At 66.1% G+C, this 19,019-nt stretch carries 14 protein-coding genes and 1 pseudogene; 2 read left to right on the top strand and 13 right to left on the bottom strand.

Annotation, left to right across the window (positions count from 1 at the left end; translation table 11 throughout):
• Window positions 1-38 precede the first annotated feature (38 nt).
• From AC1KVE_RS07995 to AC1KVE_RS07945, 11 genes and pseudogenes are all read right to left on the bottom strand, one after another.
• Window positions 39-458 carry a hypothetical protein gene (locus AC1KVE_RS07995; protein WP_102255759.1) on the bottom strand — a complete coding sequence of 140 codons (420 nt, stop codon included), beginning with the start codon at window positions 456-458 and terminating at the stop codon, window positions 39-41.
• Window positions 459-593: 135 nt separating this feature from the next.
• Window positions 594-1,847 (bottom strand): zinc-dependent metalloprotease, encoded by a 1,254-nt coding sequence (locus AC1KVE_RS07990; protein ID WP_024938410.1) that lies wholly within the window; start codon window positions 1,845-1,847, stop codon window positions 594-596.
• 457 nt (window positions 1,848-2,304) lie between these two features.
• Window positions 2,305-3,108: a ferritin-like domain-containing protein gene (locus AC1KVE_RS07985; RefSeq protein ID WP_456362898.1), complete on the bottom strand. Its 804-nt coding sequence runs from the start codon at window positions 3,106-3,108 to the stop codon at window positions 2,305-2,307.
• A 265-nt stretch (window positions 3,109-3,373) separates the two neighbouring features.
• Window positions 3,374-4,840, bottom strand: a complete 1,467-nt coding sequence (purF, locus tag AC1KVE_RS07980; RefSeq protein WP_016902228.1) for an amidophosphoribosyltransferase — start codon at window positions 4,838-4,840, stop codon at window positions 3,374-3,376.
• Window positions 4,841-4,870: 30 nt separating this feature from the next.
• Window positions 4,871-5,617 carry a CvpA family protein gene (locus tag AC1KVE_RS07975; RefSeq protein WP_016902227.1) on the bottom strand — a complete coding sequence of 249 codons (747 nt, stop codon included), beginning with the start codon at window positions 5,615-5,617 and terminating at the stop codon, window positions 4,871-4,873.
• 213 nt (window positions 5,618-5,830) lie between these two features.
• Window positions 5,831-6,904: an SPOR domain-containing protein gene (locus AC1KVE_RS07970; protein ID WP_184455148.1), complete on the bottom strand. Its 1,074-nt coding sequence runs from the start codon at window positions 6,902-6,904 to the stop codon at window positions 5,831-5,833.
• 59 nt (window positions 6,905-6,963) lie between these two features.
• On the bottom strand, window positions 6,964-8,256 hold the full coding sequence (gene folC / locus AC1KVE_RS07965; RefSeq protein ID WP_184455146.1) for a bifunctional tetrahydrofolate synthase/dihydrofolate synthase: 1,293 nt from the start codon (window positions 8,254-8,256) through the stop codon (window positions 6,964-6,966).
• A 150-nt stretch (window positions 8,257-8,406) separates the two neighbouring features.
• A complete protein-coding gene (locus tag AC1KVE_RS07960; protein WP_440585406.1) occupies window positions 8,407-8,952 on the bottom strand; it encodes a hypothetical protein in 546 nt (181 codons plus the stop codon).
• Between the two features lie 53 nt (window positions 8,953-9,005).
• The gene (locus tag AC1KVE_RS07955; RefSeq protein ID WP_016902223.1) at window positions 9,006-9,650 is read right to left on the bottom strand and encodes a histidine phosphatase family protein; all 645 of its coding nucleotides are present in this window, start codon (window positions 9,648-9,650) and stop codon (window positions 9,006-9,008) included.
• Between the two features lie 91 nt (window positions 9,651-9,741).
• Window positions 9,742-9,942: pseudogene (locus AC1KVE_RS07950) on the bottom strand (S46 family peptidase); the annotation flags it as partial.
• A 3-nt stretch (window positions 9,943-9,945) separates the two neighbouring features.
• Window positions 9,946-12,027: a phosphocholine-specific phospholipase C gene (locus tag AC1KVE_RS07945; protein ID WP_481092834.1), complete on the bottom strand. Its 2,082-nt coding sequence runs from the start codon at window positions 12,025-12,027 to the stop codon at window positions 9,946-9,948.
• 194 nt (window positions 12,028-12,221) lie between these two features.
• On the opposite strand from AC1KVE_RS07945, the gene AC1KVE_RS07940 reads away from it, so the two are divergent.
• Both AC1KVE_RS07940 and tdh read left to right on the top strand, forming a co-directional pair.
• Window positions 12,222-14,567: a TonB-dependent receptor gene (locus AC1KVE_RS07940; RefSeq protein WP_102252630.1), complete on the top strand. Its 2,346-nt coding sequence runs from the start codon at window positions 12,222-12,224 to the stop codon at window positions 14,565-14,567.
• 554 nt (window positions 14,568-15,121) lie between these two features.
• Window positions 15,122-16,156, top strand: a complete 1,035-nt coding sequence (gene tdh / locus AC1KVE_RS07935; RefSeq protein ID WP_172641694.1) for an L-threonine 3-dehydrogenase — start codon at window positions 15,122-15,124, stop codon at window positions 16,154-16,156.
• Between the two features lie 842 nt (window positions 16,157-16,998).
• Here tdh and AC1KVE_RS07930 read toward each other — a convergent pair.
• Complete coding sequence (locus AC1KVE_RS07930) at window positions 16,999-17,715, bottom strand: TorF family putative porin (RefSeq protein WP_024938543.1); 717 nt, start codon at window positions 17,713-17,715, stop codon at window positions 16,999-17,001.
• A gap of 266 nt (window positions 17,716-17,981) precedes the next feature.
• Complete coding sequence (locus tag AC1KVE_RS07925; RefSeq protein WP_016902217.1) at window positions 17,982-19,013, bottom strand: sulfate/molybdate ABC transporter ATP-binding protein; 1,032 nt, start codon at window positions 19,011-19,013, stop codon at window positions 17,982-17,984.
• Window positions 19,014-19,019 lie beyond the last annotated feature (6 nt).

Raw genomic sequence — 19,019 nt, 5'->3', positions numbered from 1 at the left:
TGTACGCAACCGCACGGTCCCTGCAGTCTCCAGACGCATCACTGCATGCTGCGCGCATGTTCGGCGTAGTCGACAAAGTCGCCATTGACTATGTCGTACCAGAGCACCGTACCATCGGCCTGCACGCGGAAACGATCGCGCACCGGGTTGGTCTGCGGATCGCCGGGGCACTCGTTGCCATGCCGCTCGCGCACTGCGAAGTCGAACGCATCCGCTGCGGGCTCAGCGTCGTCTTCGTCGACGATGCTGATGCAGTTGTCCGGATAGAAATGGTCGTTCTGCAAGCGGGTTTCCAGCACATCCAGCGCGCGGGCGCGGGCATCGTTGGCGGTCGTGGCTGCAGGCGCGGACACCGCCGGTTTGGGTGGCGCAGGGGCCGGGTCGGCAGGTTGCTGTTTGCAGCCGGCAACTGCCAGCGCGACCAGGCACAGCGCCGCATAACGCAGGGACTTGGACATGGGTGCTCCGCTCCGCAGGACACGCCGGCAGCTGCCGGCAGTGCCTCTAGTCTGCGCGATCGCTGCGCCTGCGTGTAGCGGCAAAGGCCCGGCACCTGCGTGCCGGGCCCGACGACGGAACGATCGGCTTGGTCCTCAGCGGAAGCCGGCGATGGTGGCCTTGGTGTTGACCAGCACGCGCTGATTGTCGGCGGTGCTGGCGTTGCCCATGGGCACGCCGTTATAGCTGATGTTGGGGTTGGACCAGTAGTTCAAGCGCGGGCAGCTGCTGCTGCAGTCGTAGGCCATGATGGTGCGCCAGCTGTTGCCGTAGCGATAACCGTGCCCGTACGCATACGGCGAGGTGCTCGGGTCGTTGGTGGCGTCGTGACGGGCGCTCTGCAGATGGCCGATTTCATGCGCGAAGCTGTAATAGCCGGTGGCGCAATCCCAGTACACCGAGGCAAACGCGGTCGCTGCGGTTGAGCCGATGCCCGATGCCAGGCCGCAGTAACTGCTGTTGTTCAATACGATCACGCCCACATCGGCGGTGTAGGTGTTGCGGCTGGTGTGGATGCTGTCCATGTAACCGTCGTTGGTTACGCGGAAGCGTTGCAGGTCGGTGGTGAAATTGCCGGTTTCGCTATAGCTGGTGGTCTCGTAACGTGCCAGCTGCAAGGTGATGCCGACATTGCTGTTGATGTAGCCCTGGTTGGCCTCGGCCACTGCCAGTTGCACCAGCGACTGCATGTTGCCGCCGTAGGCGGCCACCGCCTGATTGGTGGCCACTACCAGCACGCGGATGGTCGCCGGGCTGCCCGACGATGCGGCGGCCGCGGTGACGCGCCCGTCGCTGGGCATGTCGATCTTCGGCAGCAGGCTGTATTCGGCAGGGTGTTCCTGCGGCAGGCGGCTTTCTTCCACCTGCACCAGCACGTGGCGGCCATCGGCGAGCGGCCGCAGCCGATACAGCTTGCCGGCGTAGCGGATGGTGCCGGTGACGGTATCGCCGCTGCGTACCAGGATGGCCGAGTTCAGCGGATCCACACCCGACAGCGTGCGGGCACGGGTGCCGGCGCGCGGGCCGAGATTGCCGTACCACACGCTATCGCCGCCTTCCAGCGCATCGACCTTGGCCTGGGTGGCGGTGACGGTCTGGCCATCCAGCTGCAGTTCCAGCAGCTTTTCCGAGGCGGTGACGGCACCGGCGTCAAGCTGGACCACCTGCGCGTTGGCGGTGGACGGTGCGCTGAGCAGGCGCTGCAACGAGGGTTCGGCAGTGGCGGTGGCGCTTGCGCTGCGGCTCAGCGCAGGGCCGGATTGATACAGCGGCTTGCCGGCAGCGGCGGCCGAACCGGCCAGACACATGGCGATCAGACCCACCGTGGTGCACATCGACTTCGACTTCATCGTCTCTCTCTCCTTAGACATGGAAGTAACGGATGTGAAACACCGGGCCCCTGCCCCCGGGACGCCATTAAGGCGCGTCGGTCCGTGCCGATTGCAAGTTGTTACAAAAGAAAATTACGTTTTTGTGATGTCTGCCGTTGAATGGATGCGATTCCGGCAGCTGTGCGGGAGGACGCAGCGCACAGTCCGGTGATCGAACGCGCGTTACCGCGCAGATGGCCTGTCGCGTTTGGCGGTAGCTAGGCGCGGGGCACGATGTCATGACGAAGGGATGCGATGCGCATCGCCCCAGTGCGCTGCGATCGTTCTGCCGCGCAATGCGCTCGGTACTTCATGAGCGAGGCTGCAAACGCGCATCACCCAGCGTGGCATCGGTACTGGCCGATTCAATCTGCTCCGCAAACAGTGATCGATAGATCGCGCACTGCAGCCCGCCCACACATTCACCACCGGCGGCTCAGCCGGCCTGCTCCACCAGATCGGCCAGTTCGTCCTCATCGAAGCCGGCAAGCAGCCGTGCCTGCAGATTGAACGGGCCATGCAGGTAACCACCGGCGTACTCGTGCAGCAGCGCCTTGAAGCGCGCGCGCGGCTCGATGCCGGCCTGCGCGCAATACCAGCGGTACCAGCGCGAGCCGGCCGCCACATGCGCCACCTCTTCGCGCAGGATGGTGTCCAGCACCTCGGCAGTGGCGGTATCGCCGAGCGAGCGCAGCTTGACGATCATCGCCGGTGTCACATCCAGCCCGCGCGCTTCCAGCACGCGCGGCACCAGCGCCATGCGTGCCAGGCCGTCATGTGCGGTTTTCTCGCACATTTCCCACAGGCCGTTGTGCGCGGCGAAGTCGCCGTAGTCGTGGTCGTGGTCGTGCAATCGCGCGCGCAGCAGCATGAAGTGGCGCGATTCGTCGTCGGCCACGCCAACCCAGTCGGCATAGAACGCCGCCGGCAACCCACGGAAGCGATACACCGCATCCCAGGCCAGGTCGATGGCGTTGAGCTCGATATGCGCGATGGCGTGGATAAAGGCGACGCGGCCTTCCGGGTTGCCCAGCCCGCGCCGCGGCACCTCGCGCGGGTGCACCAGCACCGGCCTTGCAGGTCGGCCAGGCATGCGGATCGGCTCCGGAGGCGCCGCCTGCGGCGTTGGCAACGGCAACTCACCGGCACGGAACGCGGCCGCATGTCGCTGCGTCAACGCGACCTTCTCCAGCGGATCGGCCGCTTGCAGGCAGGCGTATGCGGCTTGCAGAAGATCCATCGTGTCCATCACTCCATCGTTGCGGTAGCCGCCAGATCGACAACTGGCGCTTCGATCTGCAGCGGCGAGCGAGACCCCCACGCAGCCGTCGTAGGTGCGGTCTGCGAACAACCAGCGGCTGGCGCCACTATCGAACCAGCGCAGCGCACCGATTTGTCGATCGGCAGCAATCAAATCGCGCGATCGCCACGCAGGTACTCCTGCGTGGCATAGCGGCTCTAGGCCACGTCTGGGTAGCGCCGAGCTGCAGCGCTACCGCACAGCCTCACGCGCGGCGACGCTTCTTGGCATCGTCCGAGCGCAATTGCTGGATGCGTTCGAAATAGCCCGGTTCGATGCCGGTGATGTACTCGCCGTTGAAGCACGAGGAATCGAACTGCTGGATGTCCGGGTTGCCCTCGCGCACGGCCACTTCCAGGTCTTCCAGATCCTGGTAGATCAGCCAGTCGCAGCCCAAAAATTCCTGGATTTCCAGCTCGCTGCGGCCATGCGCGATGAGTTCTTCGGCCGCCGGCATGTCGATGCCGTAGATATTGGGGTAACGCACCGGCGGCGCGGCCGAGGCCAGATACACCTTGCGCGCACCGGCATCGCGCGCCATCTGCACGATCTGCCGGCTGGTGGTGCCGCGCACGATCGAATCGTCGACCAGCAGCACCACGCGGTTACGGAACTCCAGGTGGATCGGATTGAGCTTGCGCCGCACCGATTTCTGCCGCTCGCCCTGCCCCGGCATGATGAAGGTCCGGCCCACGTAGCGATTCTTGACGAAGCCCTCGCGGTACTTCACCCCGAGTACGTTGGACATCTCCAGCGCCACATCGCGCGAGGTGTCCGGGATCGGGATGATGGTGTCGATATCGTGGTCCGGGCGCAGCCGCAGGATCTTCTCGCCCAGCTTCAGGCCCATGCGCATGCGCGCCTTGTGCACCGAGATGTTGTCGATCATCGAGTCGGGACGCGCGAAGTACACGTACTCGAAGATGCACGGCGCGTTGACGGTTGGCGCGGCGCAGACTTCCGAAAACAGCTCGCCGCGCGCGGTGATCACCATCGCCTCGCCGGGACGCACGTCGCGCACGCGCTGGTAGCCGAGGATGTCCAGCGCGGCCGATTCGGAGGAGACGATGTATTCGGTGCCTTCGGCATGCTCGCGCTTGCCCAGCACCAGCGGACGGATGCCATGCGGGTCGCGGAAGGCCACCAGGCCCAGGCCCAGCACCACGCTGACCACCGCATAGCCGCCCTTGCAACGGCGGTGCACGCCGGCCACCGCGCGGATCGCCGCCTCGGGGGTGAGCATGCGCTGCGCGTCCAGCTCGTAGGCGAACACGTTCAGCAGCACTTCGCTGTCCGAATCGGTGTTGATGTTGCGGCGGTCGGCTTCGAACACCTGCTGGCGCAAGGCCTCGGTGTTGATCAGGTTGCCGTTGTGCGCCAGTGCGATGCCGTAGGGCGAGTTGACGTAGAACGGCTGCGCCTCGTCCATGCCTTCCGAGCCTGCGGTCGGGTAGCGGCAATGCGCGATGCCGACCCGGCCTTCCAGCACTGCCATCTTCTTTTCGTCGAAGACGTCGCGTACAAGCCCGTTGGCCTTTTGCACACGCAGGCGCGTGCCGTCTGCGGTGGCGATGCCTGCGGCGTCCTGCCCACGATGCTGCAGGACGGTCAGGCCGTCATAGAGCTGCCCGGCGACGTTCTGGTTGCCGACAATACCGACGATGCCACACATGGTGCGCGTTCTCCGCTACGGCTTGCGCCGTTACTGTGAAGGGGGCCGTGCCTGGCCTTGGGACTCGACCCGAGCCGGGTCGCTTTCTCCGCCGCGAACCTGCGCCGGATCGATATTGGCCGGCATCGCCTGCGCCGGATCGCGTCCGTCGCTGGCAGCTTTGCCGGGTTGCCCGAGCGCACGCGTGATGGTGTCGCTCAGACCGGACCCGGACAGCGCCTTGCCCAGGTCCGTATTATCGCCTGCCGAGGGCAACTTCCCCAACTCCGTTGGCAAGTTGCCGAGTTCCATTGATGGCATGTCCATCGACGGCATCCGCCAGGCCGGCAGTTGCGCCCGCATCCAGCTCGCGCCCGGCGACAGCATCGGCATCAGCATCGACTGGCGCCAGGACGGCTCGCGCGGCAGCGGCGTGAAGCTCATCAGCAGCACCAGCACGCTGGCCAGAAAACCGCCGCGCACCAGACCCAGGCCGAACCCGAGCATGCGGTCCATCCCGCCCAGGCGCACCGCATCCACCCCGGCACGGATCACCATGCCGATCACCGCCACGGTGATCAGCACGCCGACGAACACCATCGCGTAGCCGCCGAACGATTCGGTGGCCGATGGATGCTTGCCGTCGGCGATCCAGCGCGCGGCCGGGCCGCCGAACTGGAATGTCGCCCAGCCGGCCAGCAACCACGACAGCGTGCCGACCACGATCGCGACAAATCCGCGCAGCAGGCCCAACAGGGCCGACACCAGGATGATGACGCCCAGCACCATGTCGATCATTGCCCACTTCTCCGCGCGGCGCGTGCGCCGCTGGTCCAACCTGGCTCGGTGTTCATTGCGCTCCCCTCCATGGGTGTGAGGCGATCAGGAAATCCGCTCGCCGCTGGCGATACCACGCAAGCGGCGAGCAGTCGGGCCGCACTGCGCGTAGCGAACCAACCGTCATGCCGATCTCCGGCATGTACCGCGCCCGCCGGTTGGCGGCGCAGTCGTTTACGGATGCGGACGCACCATGCCGGAAATGCCGACCTTGGCCGCCACCTGCGCACGCAACTGTTCGGCATCGCCACGGTTGGCCACCGGGCCGACCCGAACGCGGTTGAGCGCGCCCTTGTCGGTCCGCACCTGTTCGACGAAGGCACTGAAACCGGCGGCGCGCACGCGGTCGCGCAAGGCGTCGGCGTCTTCGGCCCGCCCGAAGGCGCCCAGCTGCACCGCAAAGCCGATCGAACTGGCCGCAGGCGCTGCCGGCGCGGCGGGCGCCGCGACGACCGGCTTGGTCGGCTCGGGCTTGGCCGGCTCCGTTTTCGCCACCTCCGGCTTGGCCGGAGCGGGCTTGGGCGCTTCGGCCGGCTTGGGCGCGGCGGCCACCGGCTTGGCCGGCTCCGGCGGCAGGCTTTCGGTCTTGGTGGGTGCGGCGGTGCTGGCGGCGGCCACGCTGCTGCTGGGTTTTGCGGCCGGGGCCGGCGCCGGCGTCGGTGTACTGGCTGCAGGCGCTGGCGCGGCGGCATTGGCATCCAGCGTCACCACCTGGGCGTTGACGTCGCTGCGCACCTTCACTGCCTGCAGGCGCGCCGATTCGGCCTGCGCCTGGTCGACATACGGCCCCACGCGCACGCGCCAGGCCGGCCGGCCGTTGATCTGGGTCTTTTCGCTGAAGCCGGGCAGCTGCGCCTGCTTGAGCCGCGCCAGCACCGCGTCGGCATCGGCGCTGGTGGCGTAGGCGCCGAAGTTGACCGCATAGTTGCCGGCCGCCACCTCAGGCGCCGACGGCGCGCTGGACGGGTTGGCCAGATCGGCCGCATCCGGGTTGTCCTGCACCGCAGCCGGCGCCGAGCCGGCGCCGCGCATGCCCAGCGCGCCACCGGCCGGCGCATCGCCCGGGGTGACTAGCGGCAATTCGCGGGTTTCGAACTCGCCATTGGCCGGTGCGGCAGGCGCCTCCAGCGGCACATCGGCCACGCCGCTCGACGGCGCAGGGCCCTTGACCAGCATCGGCAGGAAGATCACGGCAAGCGCCACCAGAACGATGGCGCCAATCAGTCGCTGTTTCAGAGCAGTATCCACGTAGAGAGACGAGAGGCGGCGTGGCGGGGTGCCGCGGCGATTATAAGGCCGCAGCCGGGCTACCGACCCGGGTGGACTGAACGAAGTGCGCTTAGGGCGTCGGCAACGGTATGAAACGAGCCGAACACCAGCACCCGATCGCCCGGTGAGGCCTGCGCCAGCACCGCGCGCAGTGCGCCCGCCACATCGCCGTGGCAGGCCGCCTGCGCTGCGGCACTGCCCTGCAGACGGGCCTGCAAGGCCTGCGCCGACTGCCCCCGCGCACCGTCCAGCCCGGCCAGGACCCAATGGTCGACCTGCGCGCCCACCGCCTCCACCACGCCCAGCACGTCCTTGTCCGCCAATGCGGCGTAGATCGCATGGGTACTGCCGGTGTGCGCCTGCGCGCCCAGCGCATCGGCCAGCGCGCGCGCGGCCTGCGGGTTATGGCCGACATCCAGCAGCACCTGCACGCCATCGATGTCGCTGCGCTGCAGGCGCCCGGCCACCCGTGCATTGGCAATGCCCTGCGCCCAGGCGGCATCGGGCAGTTCCACCGGCAAGGCCTGCAACGCGGCGATCGCCGCGGCGGCGTTGGCCAGTTGCACCGGCGCCTGCAAGGCCGGCATCGGCAGCTCCAGGGTCACCGCGACATCGCGCCAGCGCCACTGCGGCGCGTCGGAGTGCTGCGCCTCGATCGGCTCGAAGAAATAATCGCTGCCGGCGCGGATCGCATTGGCGCCCAACTGGTAGGCCCGCCGTAACACGCTCGACGGCGGGTCGATTTCGCCCAGCACCACCGGCTTCCAGGCGCGGATGATGCCGGCCTTCTCGGTGCCGATCGCCTCGCGGTCTTCGCCCAGCCAATCGGTGTGATCGATATCCACGGTGGTGATCACCGCCACATCCGAATCAATGATGTTGACCGCGTCCAGGCGCCCGCCCAGGCCGATTTCCAGCACCGCCAGGTCCAGCCCGGAGCGCTGCAGCAGCCACAGCGCCGCCAGCGTGCCGTATTCGAAATACGTCAGCGCGGTCTGGCCACGTGCCGCTTCGACGGCGGCAAAGGCGTCCACCAGTTGCGCGTCGCCGGCCTCGTTGCCGTCGATGCGCACTCGCTCGTTGTAGCGCAGCAGATGCGGCGAGGTGTAGCAGCCCACCTTCCAGCCGGCGGCCTGCGCGATCGCCTCGATAAAGGCCACGGTGGAGCCTTTGCCATTGGTGCCGCCTACGACAATGACATGCCTGGCTGGCGCTTCAATCTGCAACCGCGCAGCGACCTCGCGCACGCGCTCCAGGCCCATGGCGATGTTCTGCGGATGCTGCTGCTCGATGTAGGCGAGCCAGTCGGAGAGGGAGTCGGTTGCGTTCACGGTCAGGGCTGCGCGAGAAGAAGCGCATTATCGCCGTTTGCCGGCGCGCAGCGCATATCACCAGGCACGCCGGCAGATCGCGCACCGTCGCATGGGCCGACAGGGTGCGCGCGCCTCAGCCAGCAACTGGAGGAGCGCTGTCGCCCGCAGTCAGGGGACATCGGAAATGGACGCAATGCGCATGCCCAACACGGAGCGTTGACCGCGCAACAGCACCGAGACGCGCTGCTCGGGATGACGCCGATATTGCGCTTCGTCGATGCACAGATGGCCCGGAAAACGATGCGCGAGCGGCCCGCCACTCAACCGGTATTTGCACGCTCGCGCGCCGGGCATGGCGGCGGTCTGCATCACATGCGTCTCTTCGAAATCGACGCCGGCGATGCGGGTGTAGACCCAGGGCCCACCTCTGGCCAGCACCAGCCAGCACAGCAATCCCAAGAGCGGCGGCGCCAGGCAGAGCGCCAGCACGGTGTTGAAAAGCTGCTTGCCAACGACCGCCTTCCACCCGCCGATGCGATAGGCCGGCGCGACGATCGATACCGTCAGACCGCTTCCCAGCAGCACCATCGGCGCTATCCAGGCCCGACCGGACAGGAAAGGCGCGGGAATGAAGTCGGAGAACGCTCCCAGCGCCAACAGGCCGGACACGCTGCCAAAAACAGCGTAGCGAAGCGCCCTGGGCCACCTGGCAATTGTGCCGATATCACAGGCCACGGTCTCATCCAGCGTCCGTGCCGGGCGTTGTCTTACAGCGCCCGATGCTTGGCTTCACCAAAAAACGGCGTGTGGTGCGCGCAGTCGTTGAGCCGCACCACTTCCAGGTGATCCACGTCCTCGCCTTCGAGCAGGTTGAGCGTGGTCGGTGCCTGGCGAAAGGTCCACAGCCGGGACAGCGGCAGGCCCAGGATCTTGCACAGGATCACGCGGTTGACCGCATCGTGCGCGACCACCAGCAAGGTATCGGCCGCGCCCAGGCCTTCGGCCGCGCGCGCCAGGCCGCGCCAGCTGCGGTCCAGCACCTGCCGCAGGGACTCGCCGCCGGGCATCAGCACGGTATCGGGCTCGTCGCGCCAGGCGCGCAGACGTGCCGGATCCTTGTCGTTGATCTCGCTGGCCAGCAGGCCTTCCCATTCGCCGTGGGCGATTTCCTGCAGGTCTGCATCGGTCTGCAGCAGGCTTTCGCGGTTGCTGCCCAGCGCCAGCCTGGCGGTGGCCTGCGCACGCGACAGCGGCGATGCCACCGCGCGGGTGATCTCCAACGATTGCAGACGCGCGCCGAGGGCGGCGGCCTGGCCTTCGCCGACCGGCGACAGCGGGATATCGATCTGGCCCTGGTAACGGCCTTCGGCGTTCCACGGCGTCTCGCCGTGACGGGCAAGCAGGATGCGCATGCGCGAGGGATTCCTTGGGGAAGGGGCCGGCTCGCCGCAGCGAAACGGGAGCGCATGATAACCCCTCCCGCTGCGGCGCCGGCCGCCCGCGTCAGCACACGCCGAATTCCGGCAACAGCTGCGATGCCGGGCGACTCCGGCATGACCCAGCGCAAATACCGGCTATCCACGGCGACCGTGCGGGTCATCGCCGGATCGAAGAGCCCGTTGCAGCCCACCGACGCTCGGTTGCCGTCGAGGCCAGAACAACCCGCCTCCCCTGCGCGTCCATCACCGGTGCGCCCCCGGCGCCGGCTCAGGCGCGCCCGAATGCCGGATCGCTGCGGCTGGGCCTGCCGGTTTCCAGATGCCCTGCCAGGCGGCGGCGGAATGCCGCGCCCGGCTGTTCCAGCACCAGGTCGTACCAGTGATCGCTGGCAGCAAGCGCCAGACGCACGGTCTGGCGCTGACCTGCAGCCAGGTGCAGCGAGCGCGCGGTCGGGTCTGCGTAGTCCAGCGCGCGCAGTTGCAGCGTGCACGGCTGCTGCCCGGCATTGCCGATGTCCAGCACCAGCGCCTCGCCGTCCTGCCGCGCCTCCAACCATGGCGCAGCCGACTGCGTCCCGGCCGCAGCGAGGTCGCCGGCGAATTCGCGCAAGAAGCCATTGGGTCCATGCACGCTCAGCGCATAGCCGCCGTTGTGCGCAGCGCCGACCGGCACATCGTCGAGGCGGGTGCCGGGCAATACGGTGTAGTACCACGGGCCCCCACTCGCAGCGCTGGTGTAGACGTTGAACGCGGCTGCCGCAGCGCCGCTGTTGACGAACTGCAGCTGCACGCCGCCGTCGCCCTGCTCGCGCGCATGCACCTGCAAGGCATACGGCAACGCGCGCGCCGGACGTTGTCCCGGCTCCTGCCGCAGCATGCTGGCCTTGGCCGGCGGCACCGGTAGCGGCTTGTTGCGCACCGCGGCGGTGCGCGCGCGGTAGTCGTCGACCGACGGCAATGCGCGCAGTGCCGAGTCGTCCGGCTTGCGGAAATCGAACACGCTGGTCAGATCGCCGCTCACCGCGCGACGCCACGGGCTGATGTTCGGCTCGGCCACACCGAAGCGGCGTTCCAGCAAGCGCAGCACCGAGGTGTGATCGAACACCTGCGAATTGACCCAGCCGCCACGCGTCCAGGGCGAGATCACCAGCATCGGCACGCGGATGCCCAGCCCCATCGGCACACCTTCGTAGACCTCCCCGCGCGTATCGACATTGCTGCGCCCCATGCGCGCATCCAGTGCCGGCAGCGCTGCGGGAACGTGATCGAAGAAGCCATCGTTCTCGTCGTAGTTGATGATCAGCGCAGTCTTCGCCCACACCTGCGGATTGGCGGTGAGCGCATCGATCAGGCGCGCCACCAGCGATTCGCCATAGGCCGGCGGCGCTTCCGGATGCTCGCAGTACGCGGTGGGCGGCACGATCCAGGACACCTGCGGCAAGCGATCGGCCTGCACGTCGGCGGCGATTGCAGCGATCAGATGATCGGCCTGCGTGGTGGCGGCATTGTCTGCAGTGGACCCGGGCACGCAGGCACGTGCACGTCGATAGCGTTCGTCGCTCGGGTGCAGATCGCGGTAGTGCGAAAAATACGCCAGCGAGTTGCAGCCGAAGTTGTCGTACTCCTGGTATACGCGCCAGTCCACGCCTGCGGCCTGCAGGCGCTGCGCATAGGTGGTCCAGTCCATCGCCGCATAACCGGGCTTGTCACGCACCATGTCGGCGGTCCAGTTGCCATCGTCGGCATTGGTCACCGCCTGCGCGCCGAGATTGCCCACGCTCGGGCCGCTGGTGCCGGTGAACAGATACATGCGATTGGGATTGGTCGGCCCGTGCAATGAACAGAAATAGCCATCGCAAATGGTGAACGCATCGGCCAGTGCGTGGTAGTACGGGATGTCGTGACGCTGGAAATATCCCATCGTCAATTCGCCCTTGTACGGCACCCAGGCGTCGTACTCGGCCCAGCGCGCCGGGTCCTGCCCGTGACCGGCTTTCCACGAATGATCCAGGCTCTTGATCAACGGCGCACAGGTGTCTTGCGAATCGAAGGCGAACGGCAGCAGGCGACGACCATCGGCGGCCGGCTGGCTCCATACCGGGTGACCGTCGCGCAGCTGCAACGGGCGCGGATCGCCGAAGCCGCGCACGCCGCGCAGCGCACCGAAGTAATGATCGAAGGAGCGGTTTTCCTGCATCAGGATCACCACGTGTTCGATGTCGCGCAGCGTGCCGGTGCGCGAGTTGGCCGGCAACGCGAGTGCGCGGCCGATCGAGGACGGCATGGCGCCGGCGGCGGTCAGCGCGGCGACGCGCTTGAGGAAATCGCGGCGCGAGGGGGAGGACGTCATGGCTACGGAACCTGCAGGAAATACGCGTACGTCGCCGCGCAGTGCGGCTGGGTACGACACGTATAGCGGGCAAGCACGACAGTTTTGCGACAGCCACCGTCATCAATGTTTCATACGTCGTTGACACCCTGCGTCGCGAAACGCCGGTCCTGCACCGTGCGTTGCCCTCAGCCGTGCTCGAACAGGATTCCCCCATGACTTCCGCTCGCCGTTTTCATGTCACTCCGCTGGCGCTTGCCCTGGCCGCGCTGCTCCCCGCCATCGCCTCTGCTGCCACACCGGCGGCCGATCCGGTTGCCGGTGCAGATGCGCCGGTAGCCGATGCCCCGGCCAGCGTGGCCGATGCCGCCACCAACGCCACCCAGCTGGACGCGATCAACGTGGTGTCGCAAGGCAGCACCCGCCAGGTCCAGCGCATCAGCCGGCAGGACATCGAGCAGCTGACACCGGGCAGCAGCGCCTTCAAGGCAGTGGAAAAGCTGCCGGGCGTGCAGTTCCAGTCGGCCGATCCGTTCGGCACCTACGAGTGGTCCACGCAGGTCACCCTGCACGGCTTCGATCAGAGCCGGCTGGGTTACACGCTCGATGGCATTCCGCTCGGCAACATGAGCTACGGCGTCACCAACGGCCTGCACATCACCCGCGCCATCATTTCGGAAAACCTCGGCTCGGTGGAAATCGCGCAAGGCGCCGGTGCGCTTGGCACCGCGTCCAACACCAACCTCGGCGGCACCATGCAGTTCTACTCGGCCGACCCGCAGAGCACGCCGGGCCTGCGCCTGGTGCAGACGGTCGGCAGCGATGCCACGCGCCGCACCTTCGTGCGCGGCGACACCGGCGATCGCAACGGCTTGTCGGCGTACCTGTCCTATGCCAATGCCAGCACCGACAAATGGAAGGGCTTCGGCGACCAGCAGTCCGAGCAGGCCAACCTCAAGACCGTCTACCAGTGGGGCGACGGCAACCGTCTGAGCCTGTTCGTGGACACCTCGCGGCGCAAGGAATACGACTACATGGACCTGTCGTTGACCAGCCAGCGCGCACTGGGCTGGGACTACGACTACCTGCAGCCGGATTGGGCCACCGCCGTGCAGATGGCGCGTGCGTATCAGAACACCGGCGCCACCAGTGGCGTGGCCAACGGCTATCCGCAATCGCTGGCCGGGCTGCCCGACGATTACAGCTGGCTCGATGCCAGCTACTACGCCGGCGGCGGCCTGCGCCGCGACAACCTGGCCGGGCTGTCGGGCACGTTCGTGTTCGGTGGCGCCACCCTGGATGCCACCGGCTACTACCACGGCAATCGTGGCGAAGGTCAGTGGGTGACGCCGTATGTACGCACCTCTGCGCAGGTGCCGCTGTCAATGCGCACCACCGACTACGGCCTGGATCGTTTCGGCGGCACCAGCGCCTTGAAATGGGCGTGGGGCAACCACGATCTGGAAGTGGGCCTGTGGGCGGAAAACGCACGCACCACGCAGCAGCGCAACTACTTCGCGCTCGGCAATGAAGGCTATACCTCGCTGTACAACGTGTATGAAGCGCAGACCCCGTTCCGTCGCGATTTCCTGCAGCGCTACACCACCCAGACCCGCATGTTGTACCTGCAGGACACCGTGCGCCTGCTCGACGATCGGCTGACCCTCAACTACGGCGCAAAGGCGCTCAGCACCACCACGCGCGCGCAATCGCTGGTGCCGACCACCGCACTGGCACAGGGTCGCATCCGCGCCGAAGACAACTTCCTGCCGCAGGTCGGCGTGAACTACAAGCTGGACGAGCGCCAGGACCTGTATGCCTCCTATAGCAAGAACATCGCCGCGTTCGGCTTCACTCCGTTCGGCACCTCGCAGGCGGCGTTCGACCGCAGCCGCTCCACGCTGGAGCCGGAAGAATCACAGACCGTGCAGGTGGGTTACCGCGTGCAGGATGCGCAGTTCCAGCTGTCGGCCGATGCCTACTTCACCAAGTTCTCCAACCGCTTGTTGACCACCTCACCATGTACCGCCGTGCAGACCTGCGCGGCGATCCTGAGCAACGTCGGCGCCGTGCATAGCGCGGGTGCCGACCTGGCCTTGATGTGGCGCCCGGTGGAGGGCCTGAGCTGGTTGAACTCGCTGTCGTGGAACCGCTCGCGCTACCAGGACGATTACCTCAACAACGGCGTGGTCGCCACCTCCGGCAAGGACGTGGTCGGCATCCCCGCGTTGATGTTCTCCTCCAGCGCGAGTTACCAGCTCGGCAACCTGCGCCTGGATCTGGACGGCAAGTACGTCGACAAGCGCTACATCACCTTCCTCAACGATTCGCAGGTGCCTTCGTACTGGCTGTTCAATGCCGGCGCGCGCTACGACTTCGGTCGCGTGGGCGGGGTGGCCGATGTGGCGTTGGCGCTCAACATCACCAACCTCACCGACAAGCGCTATTTCGCCAGCACCGGTACCAACGGCTATGTCGCCTCCGATCCGGATGGCTACAACCAGACCATGGTGGTCGGCGCACCGCGGCAGTATTTCATGAGTCTGGATGTGAAGTTCTGAGCCACCGCCGCCCCTCCTCTCGGGCGATAAGACACAGCTTGCGCACCCAGGCGCGCGTGCTTTGGAGCGTCCCGCCGCGGGTGCGGGCAGGGGCGCGGAGCGGGGGCGTTGAGGGTGAGGGTGACGCCGATCATTCATCCTGGCGACGCGCTTGCCATCGCAGGCGGCGACAGATCTCTGAGGCGCCCCTTCATCCGGCGCTTTGCGCCACCTTCGCCTCGTAAAGAGGCCAATGTCCCGACGGGAGAAGCAAGATCAAAGCCCCTCTCCCTCCGGGAGAGGGGTTGGGGTGAGGGTACGCTGCGAGGCACCCGGCGCGTCACTTCTGAAGGCGCGTGGCGACGCGTTTTTCATTGCATGTACTGGTAAATCTCTGAGGCGCCCCTTCATCCGGCGCTTTGCGCCACCTTCTCCCGAGGGGAAACGGACGGCACCGGCCCTACCCTGCCATGAACCGGGTCAGCCGACATCACTCACTTCCCGCACCGCCGCATGGCCGCGACCTCGCGCCGCATATAATCGCCGTCTTACTTTCACTCAGCAGGTCCCGCCAGATGGCGCAGACGATGAAGGCGCTGGTCAAGCGCGAAGCAAACAAGGGCATCTGGCTGGAACAGGTCGCCGTTCCCAGCCCCGGCCCCAACGAGGTGCTGATCAAGCTGGAAAAGACCGCGATCTGCGGCACCGACCTGCATATCTACCTGTGGGACGAGTGGAGCCAGCGCACCATCAAGCCCGGCCTGACCATCGGCCATGAGTTCGTGGGCCGCGTGGCCGAGCTCGGTTCAGCGGTGACCGGCTACCAGGTCGGCCAACGCGTGTCGGCCGAAGGCCACATCGTCTGTGGGCATTGCCGCAACTGCCGTGGCGGCCGCCCGCACCTGTGCCCCAACACGGTCGGCATCGGCGTCAATGTCAACGGCGCCTTCGCCGAGTACATGGTGATGCCGGCCAGCAACCTGTGGCCGATCCCCGACCAGATTCCCTCGGAGCTGGCCGCATTCTTTGATCCTTACGGCAATGCTGCGCACTGTGCGCTGGAGTTCGATGTGATCGGCGAGGACGTGCTGATCACCGGCGCCGGCCCGATCGGCATCATTGCCGCCGGCATCTGCAAGCACATTGGTGCGCGCAACGTGGTGGTCACCGATGTCAACGACTTCCGCCTCAAGCTGGCGGCCGACATGGGCGCCACGCGCGTGGTCAACGTGTCCAAGACCTCGCTCAAGGAGGTCATGGCCGACCTGCACATGGAAGGCTTTGACGTGGGCCTGGAAATGAGCGGCAACCCGCGCGCCTTCAACGACATGCTCGACTGCATGTACCACGGCGGCAAGATCGCCATGCTCGGCATCATGCCGCGCGGCGCCGGTTGCGACTGGGACAAGATCATCTTCAAGGGCCTCACCGTGCAGGGCATCTACGGCCGCAAGATGTACGAGACTTGGTACAAGATGACGCAACTGGTGCTGTCGGGTTTCCCGCTGCACAAGGTGCTGACCCACCAATTGCCGATCGACGATTTCCAGAAGGGCTTCGACCTGATGGAAGAAGGCAAGGCCGGCAAGGTCGTGTTGAGCTGGAACTGATCGGCCAATACGCTTCAACGCAAAAGGCGCCGCAAGGCGCCTTTTGCATGTCCATCTTCAGAGCACTGGCTACGCAGCAGGCAAAACTTACTGGTTGAGGGCGCGGCGCCCTTGCCGCTCGCGGGACACGCGGTGGATCCATCCCTGCAGGCGCCTTGGCGGCATCCATCCATGCCGCCAAGGGTTCCGCAACCGGCAAGGACACCGCACCAGAGAAATAGTCTGTGACCGCATAAGAAAACGCTTCGCCCAACCTACATTGGATATTGAGCCTGCACACCATTGTCGAACAGCGCGCACCAAGCACTGCTCCTACCGTGCACACCGACCATCTCGACTGGTCCTTGCCCGCTCACCGTCGCGGGACCTTGCGCGGCATGGATGCCGCGTAAGAGCCTACAGGGACGTACTTGCGGCGTGTCCCGCGATGGTGGGTGGGCAAGGGCCCTGCAGCCAGGCAGCAGATCAACCGCTCTACGATTGAGCTATCGCATCGGCGACTGCTTCAACGACCGACCATCTCGACTGGTCCTTGCCCGCTCACCGTCGCGGGACCTTACGCGGCATGGATGCCGCGTAAGAGCCTACAAGGACGTACTTGCGGCGTGTCCCGCGACGGTGGGCGGGCAAGGGCCCTGCAGCCAGGCAGCAGATCAGTCGCTCCGCAAGTGATCTATCCGCACGATGCATCACTCAAAGACAAAATAAACGAGATTTGAGCCTCGGTGTCCTTCAAATTTAGACACTGAAGAACCCAGGCATCGACTCTTGTTACCGCCTCACCACTACCACTGCACGGCCGAGTCGTTAGAGCCGCTGTTCAAGCGATTGCCATCACGGCATCACGGCCAGGTGACCGTGGCAGTCGCGACCAGATGGTTCTGCGAATTCTGCCGACCGAAGCCGAATTCCGCCGCCTCGCTGGTGTCGTAATAGCCCACGCTCAGGCCCAGCGGACCGAAGGCCTTGCCGACATTCACGCCGAAGTCGTTGTAGTCGTGGTCCACCTGACTCAGCGACGAGGTATAGACGCTGTGCCCCGCATGCGCGCCGAAGGTGAAGTCGTAGGGCAGCGACCAGTTGGCATCCAGCGCGTAGTAGTAGCCATCGGTCTTGGTGCCGTAGAGATCGTTGGTGTAGGCAACGGTGAGGCTATAGGTTTTCAGGAACGTGGTCTTGGTGATCAACTCGGCGTAATTGGACGCACCCGCTCCCAGGTACTGGTAGCGATTGACCATCACATCGAAATTGAAATTGGTGCCCAGATCGGTGTTGTAGCCGACAAAGCCATCCACTTCCCAATCCGGATCGCCGGCACCGTAGTCGACGTTGGACGTCCAGGTGCCGATGTACAGGCCGAACGGCGTCTTGTAGGTGAGTCCGGCCTGGAAGGCGGGCTCTTCATTGGTCTGCGAAATACCGCGGAACAGATAGTCGCTGGTCACCGCAAAGGTGCCGCTGAAGGGAGAAGCGGGGGCTTGTTCGTCCTGCGCCTGTGCCAACGGCACCACACCGAGCAGCAGCAACGACAGACAACACGCGAGCGAGGACGGCTTCATGAACATCTCCTAGAACGATGGGCGGTCGGATTGCGCAAGGCGGGACTGCCATGACTTCTTAGTCCAACCGTCATTGCAGCGCAACATACACGTCGCGCTCGCTTGACCCAGCGCACACGCTCAAGCGCAGATGACGCCGGTTAGCGTTCTGTCTCATCGACCGCCGGCGCGGAATCTTGATGGGCCGGGAGTGGAGATTGGGGATTAGCAGGGATTCGCTTCGCTTCTGCGAATCCCCAATCCCGAATCCCCAATCCCGGCTTAGATCAGACCGGAAACACCCCGTAATGCCGCGCGGCCAGCCGCAGCTGCTGCCCGGGCTGAAAGCTGCCCGCCGATGCCGGCAGCTCCACTTCCACCTCGTTGCCTGCCGGCTCCAGCGTTGCACGCAGACGCAGACGCGCCCCGCTGCGCTGGGACCAGGCCACCGTGGCCGGCCAGCCGGCATCGTCCGGCACCAGATCTTCCGGCCGCACGTAAACCTCGACCGGGCCGGCCGCCAGCGCGGCATTCGCCGCCGGCAAGGCATGCCCGGCGACTTGAATCTGGCCTTGCGCCAGCACGCCGGGAATACGGTTCACCGCCCCCACGAACGAATACACGAACGGCGAAGCCGGCTTGTCGTAGATCATCGCCGGCGTGTCGAGCTGCTCGATGCGGCCACGGTTGAGGATCGCCACCCGGTCGGCCAGCTCCAGCGCTTCTTCCTGGTCATGGGTGACGAACACCGTGGTCAGGCCGGTCCGCTCGTGCAGTTCGCGCAGCCAGCGGCGCAGATCGCGGCGCACCTGCGCATCCAGCGCACCGAACGGCTCGTCCAGCAACAGTACGCGCGGCTCGATCGCCAATGCGCGCGCCAAGGCCACACGCTGCCGCTGGCCACCGGACAGCTGGGTGGGATAGCGCTGCTCCAGGCCCTGCAACTGCACCAGCGCCAGCAGCTCCTCCACCCGTGCGCGGATACGCGCTTCGGCCCAGCGCTCGTTGCCGCGTCGCACCCGCAGGCCGAACGCGATGTTCTCGAACACGTCCATATGCTTGAACAGCGCGTAGTGCTGGAACACGAAGCCGACCCGGCGCGACTGCACGCTCATGCGGGTGGCGTCTTCGTCGCCGAACAGCACCTGCCCGCCATCGGCATGCTCCAGCCCGGCCATGATCCGCAGCAAGGTGGTCTTGCCCGAACCGGACGGCCCCAGCAAGGCCAGCAACTCGCCCTGACGCACGTCCAGGGTGATGTCGTCCAGCGCGGTGAACGTATCGAACTGCTTACGCAGGCGGTGGATGCGGATGCCCATGTTCAC

Source organism: Xanthomonas sp. NCPPB 2864 (assembly GCF_056675615.1).
Note: the sequence above shows the minus strand (reverse complement) of the source record. Positions and strands in the feature narration are given on the sequence as shown.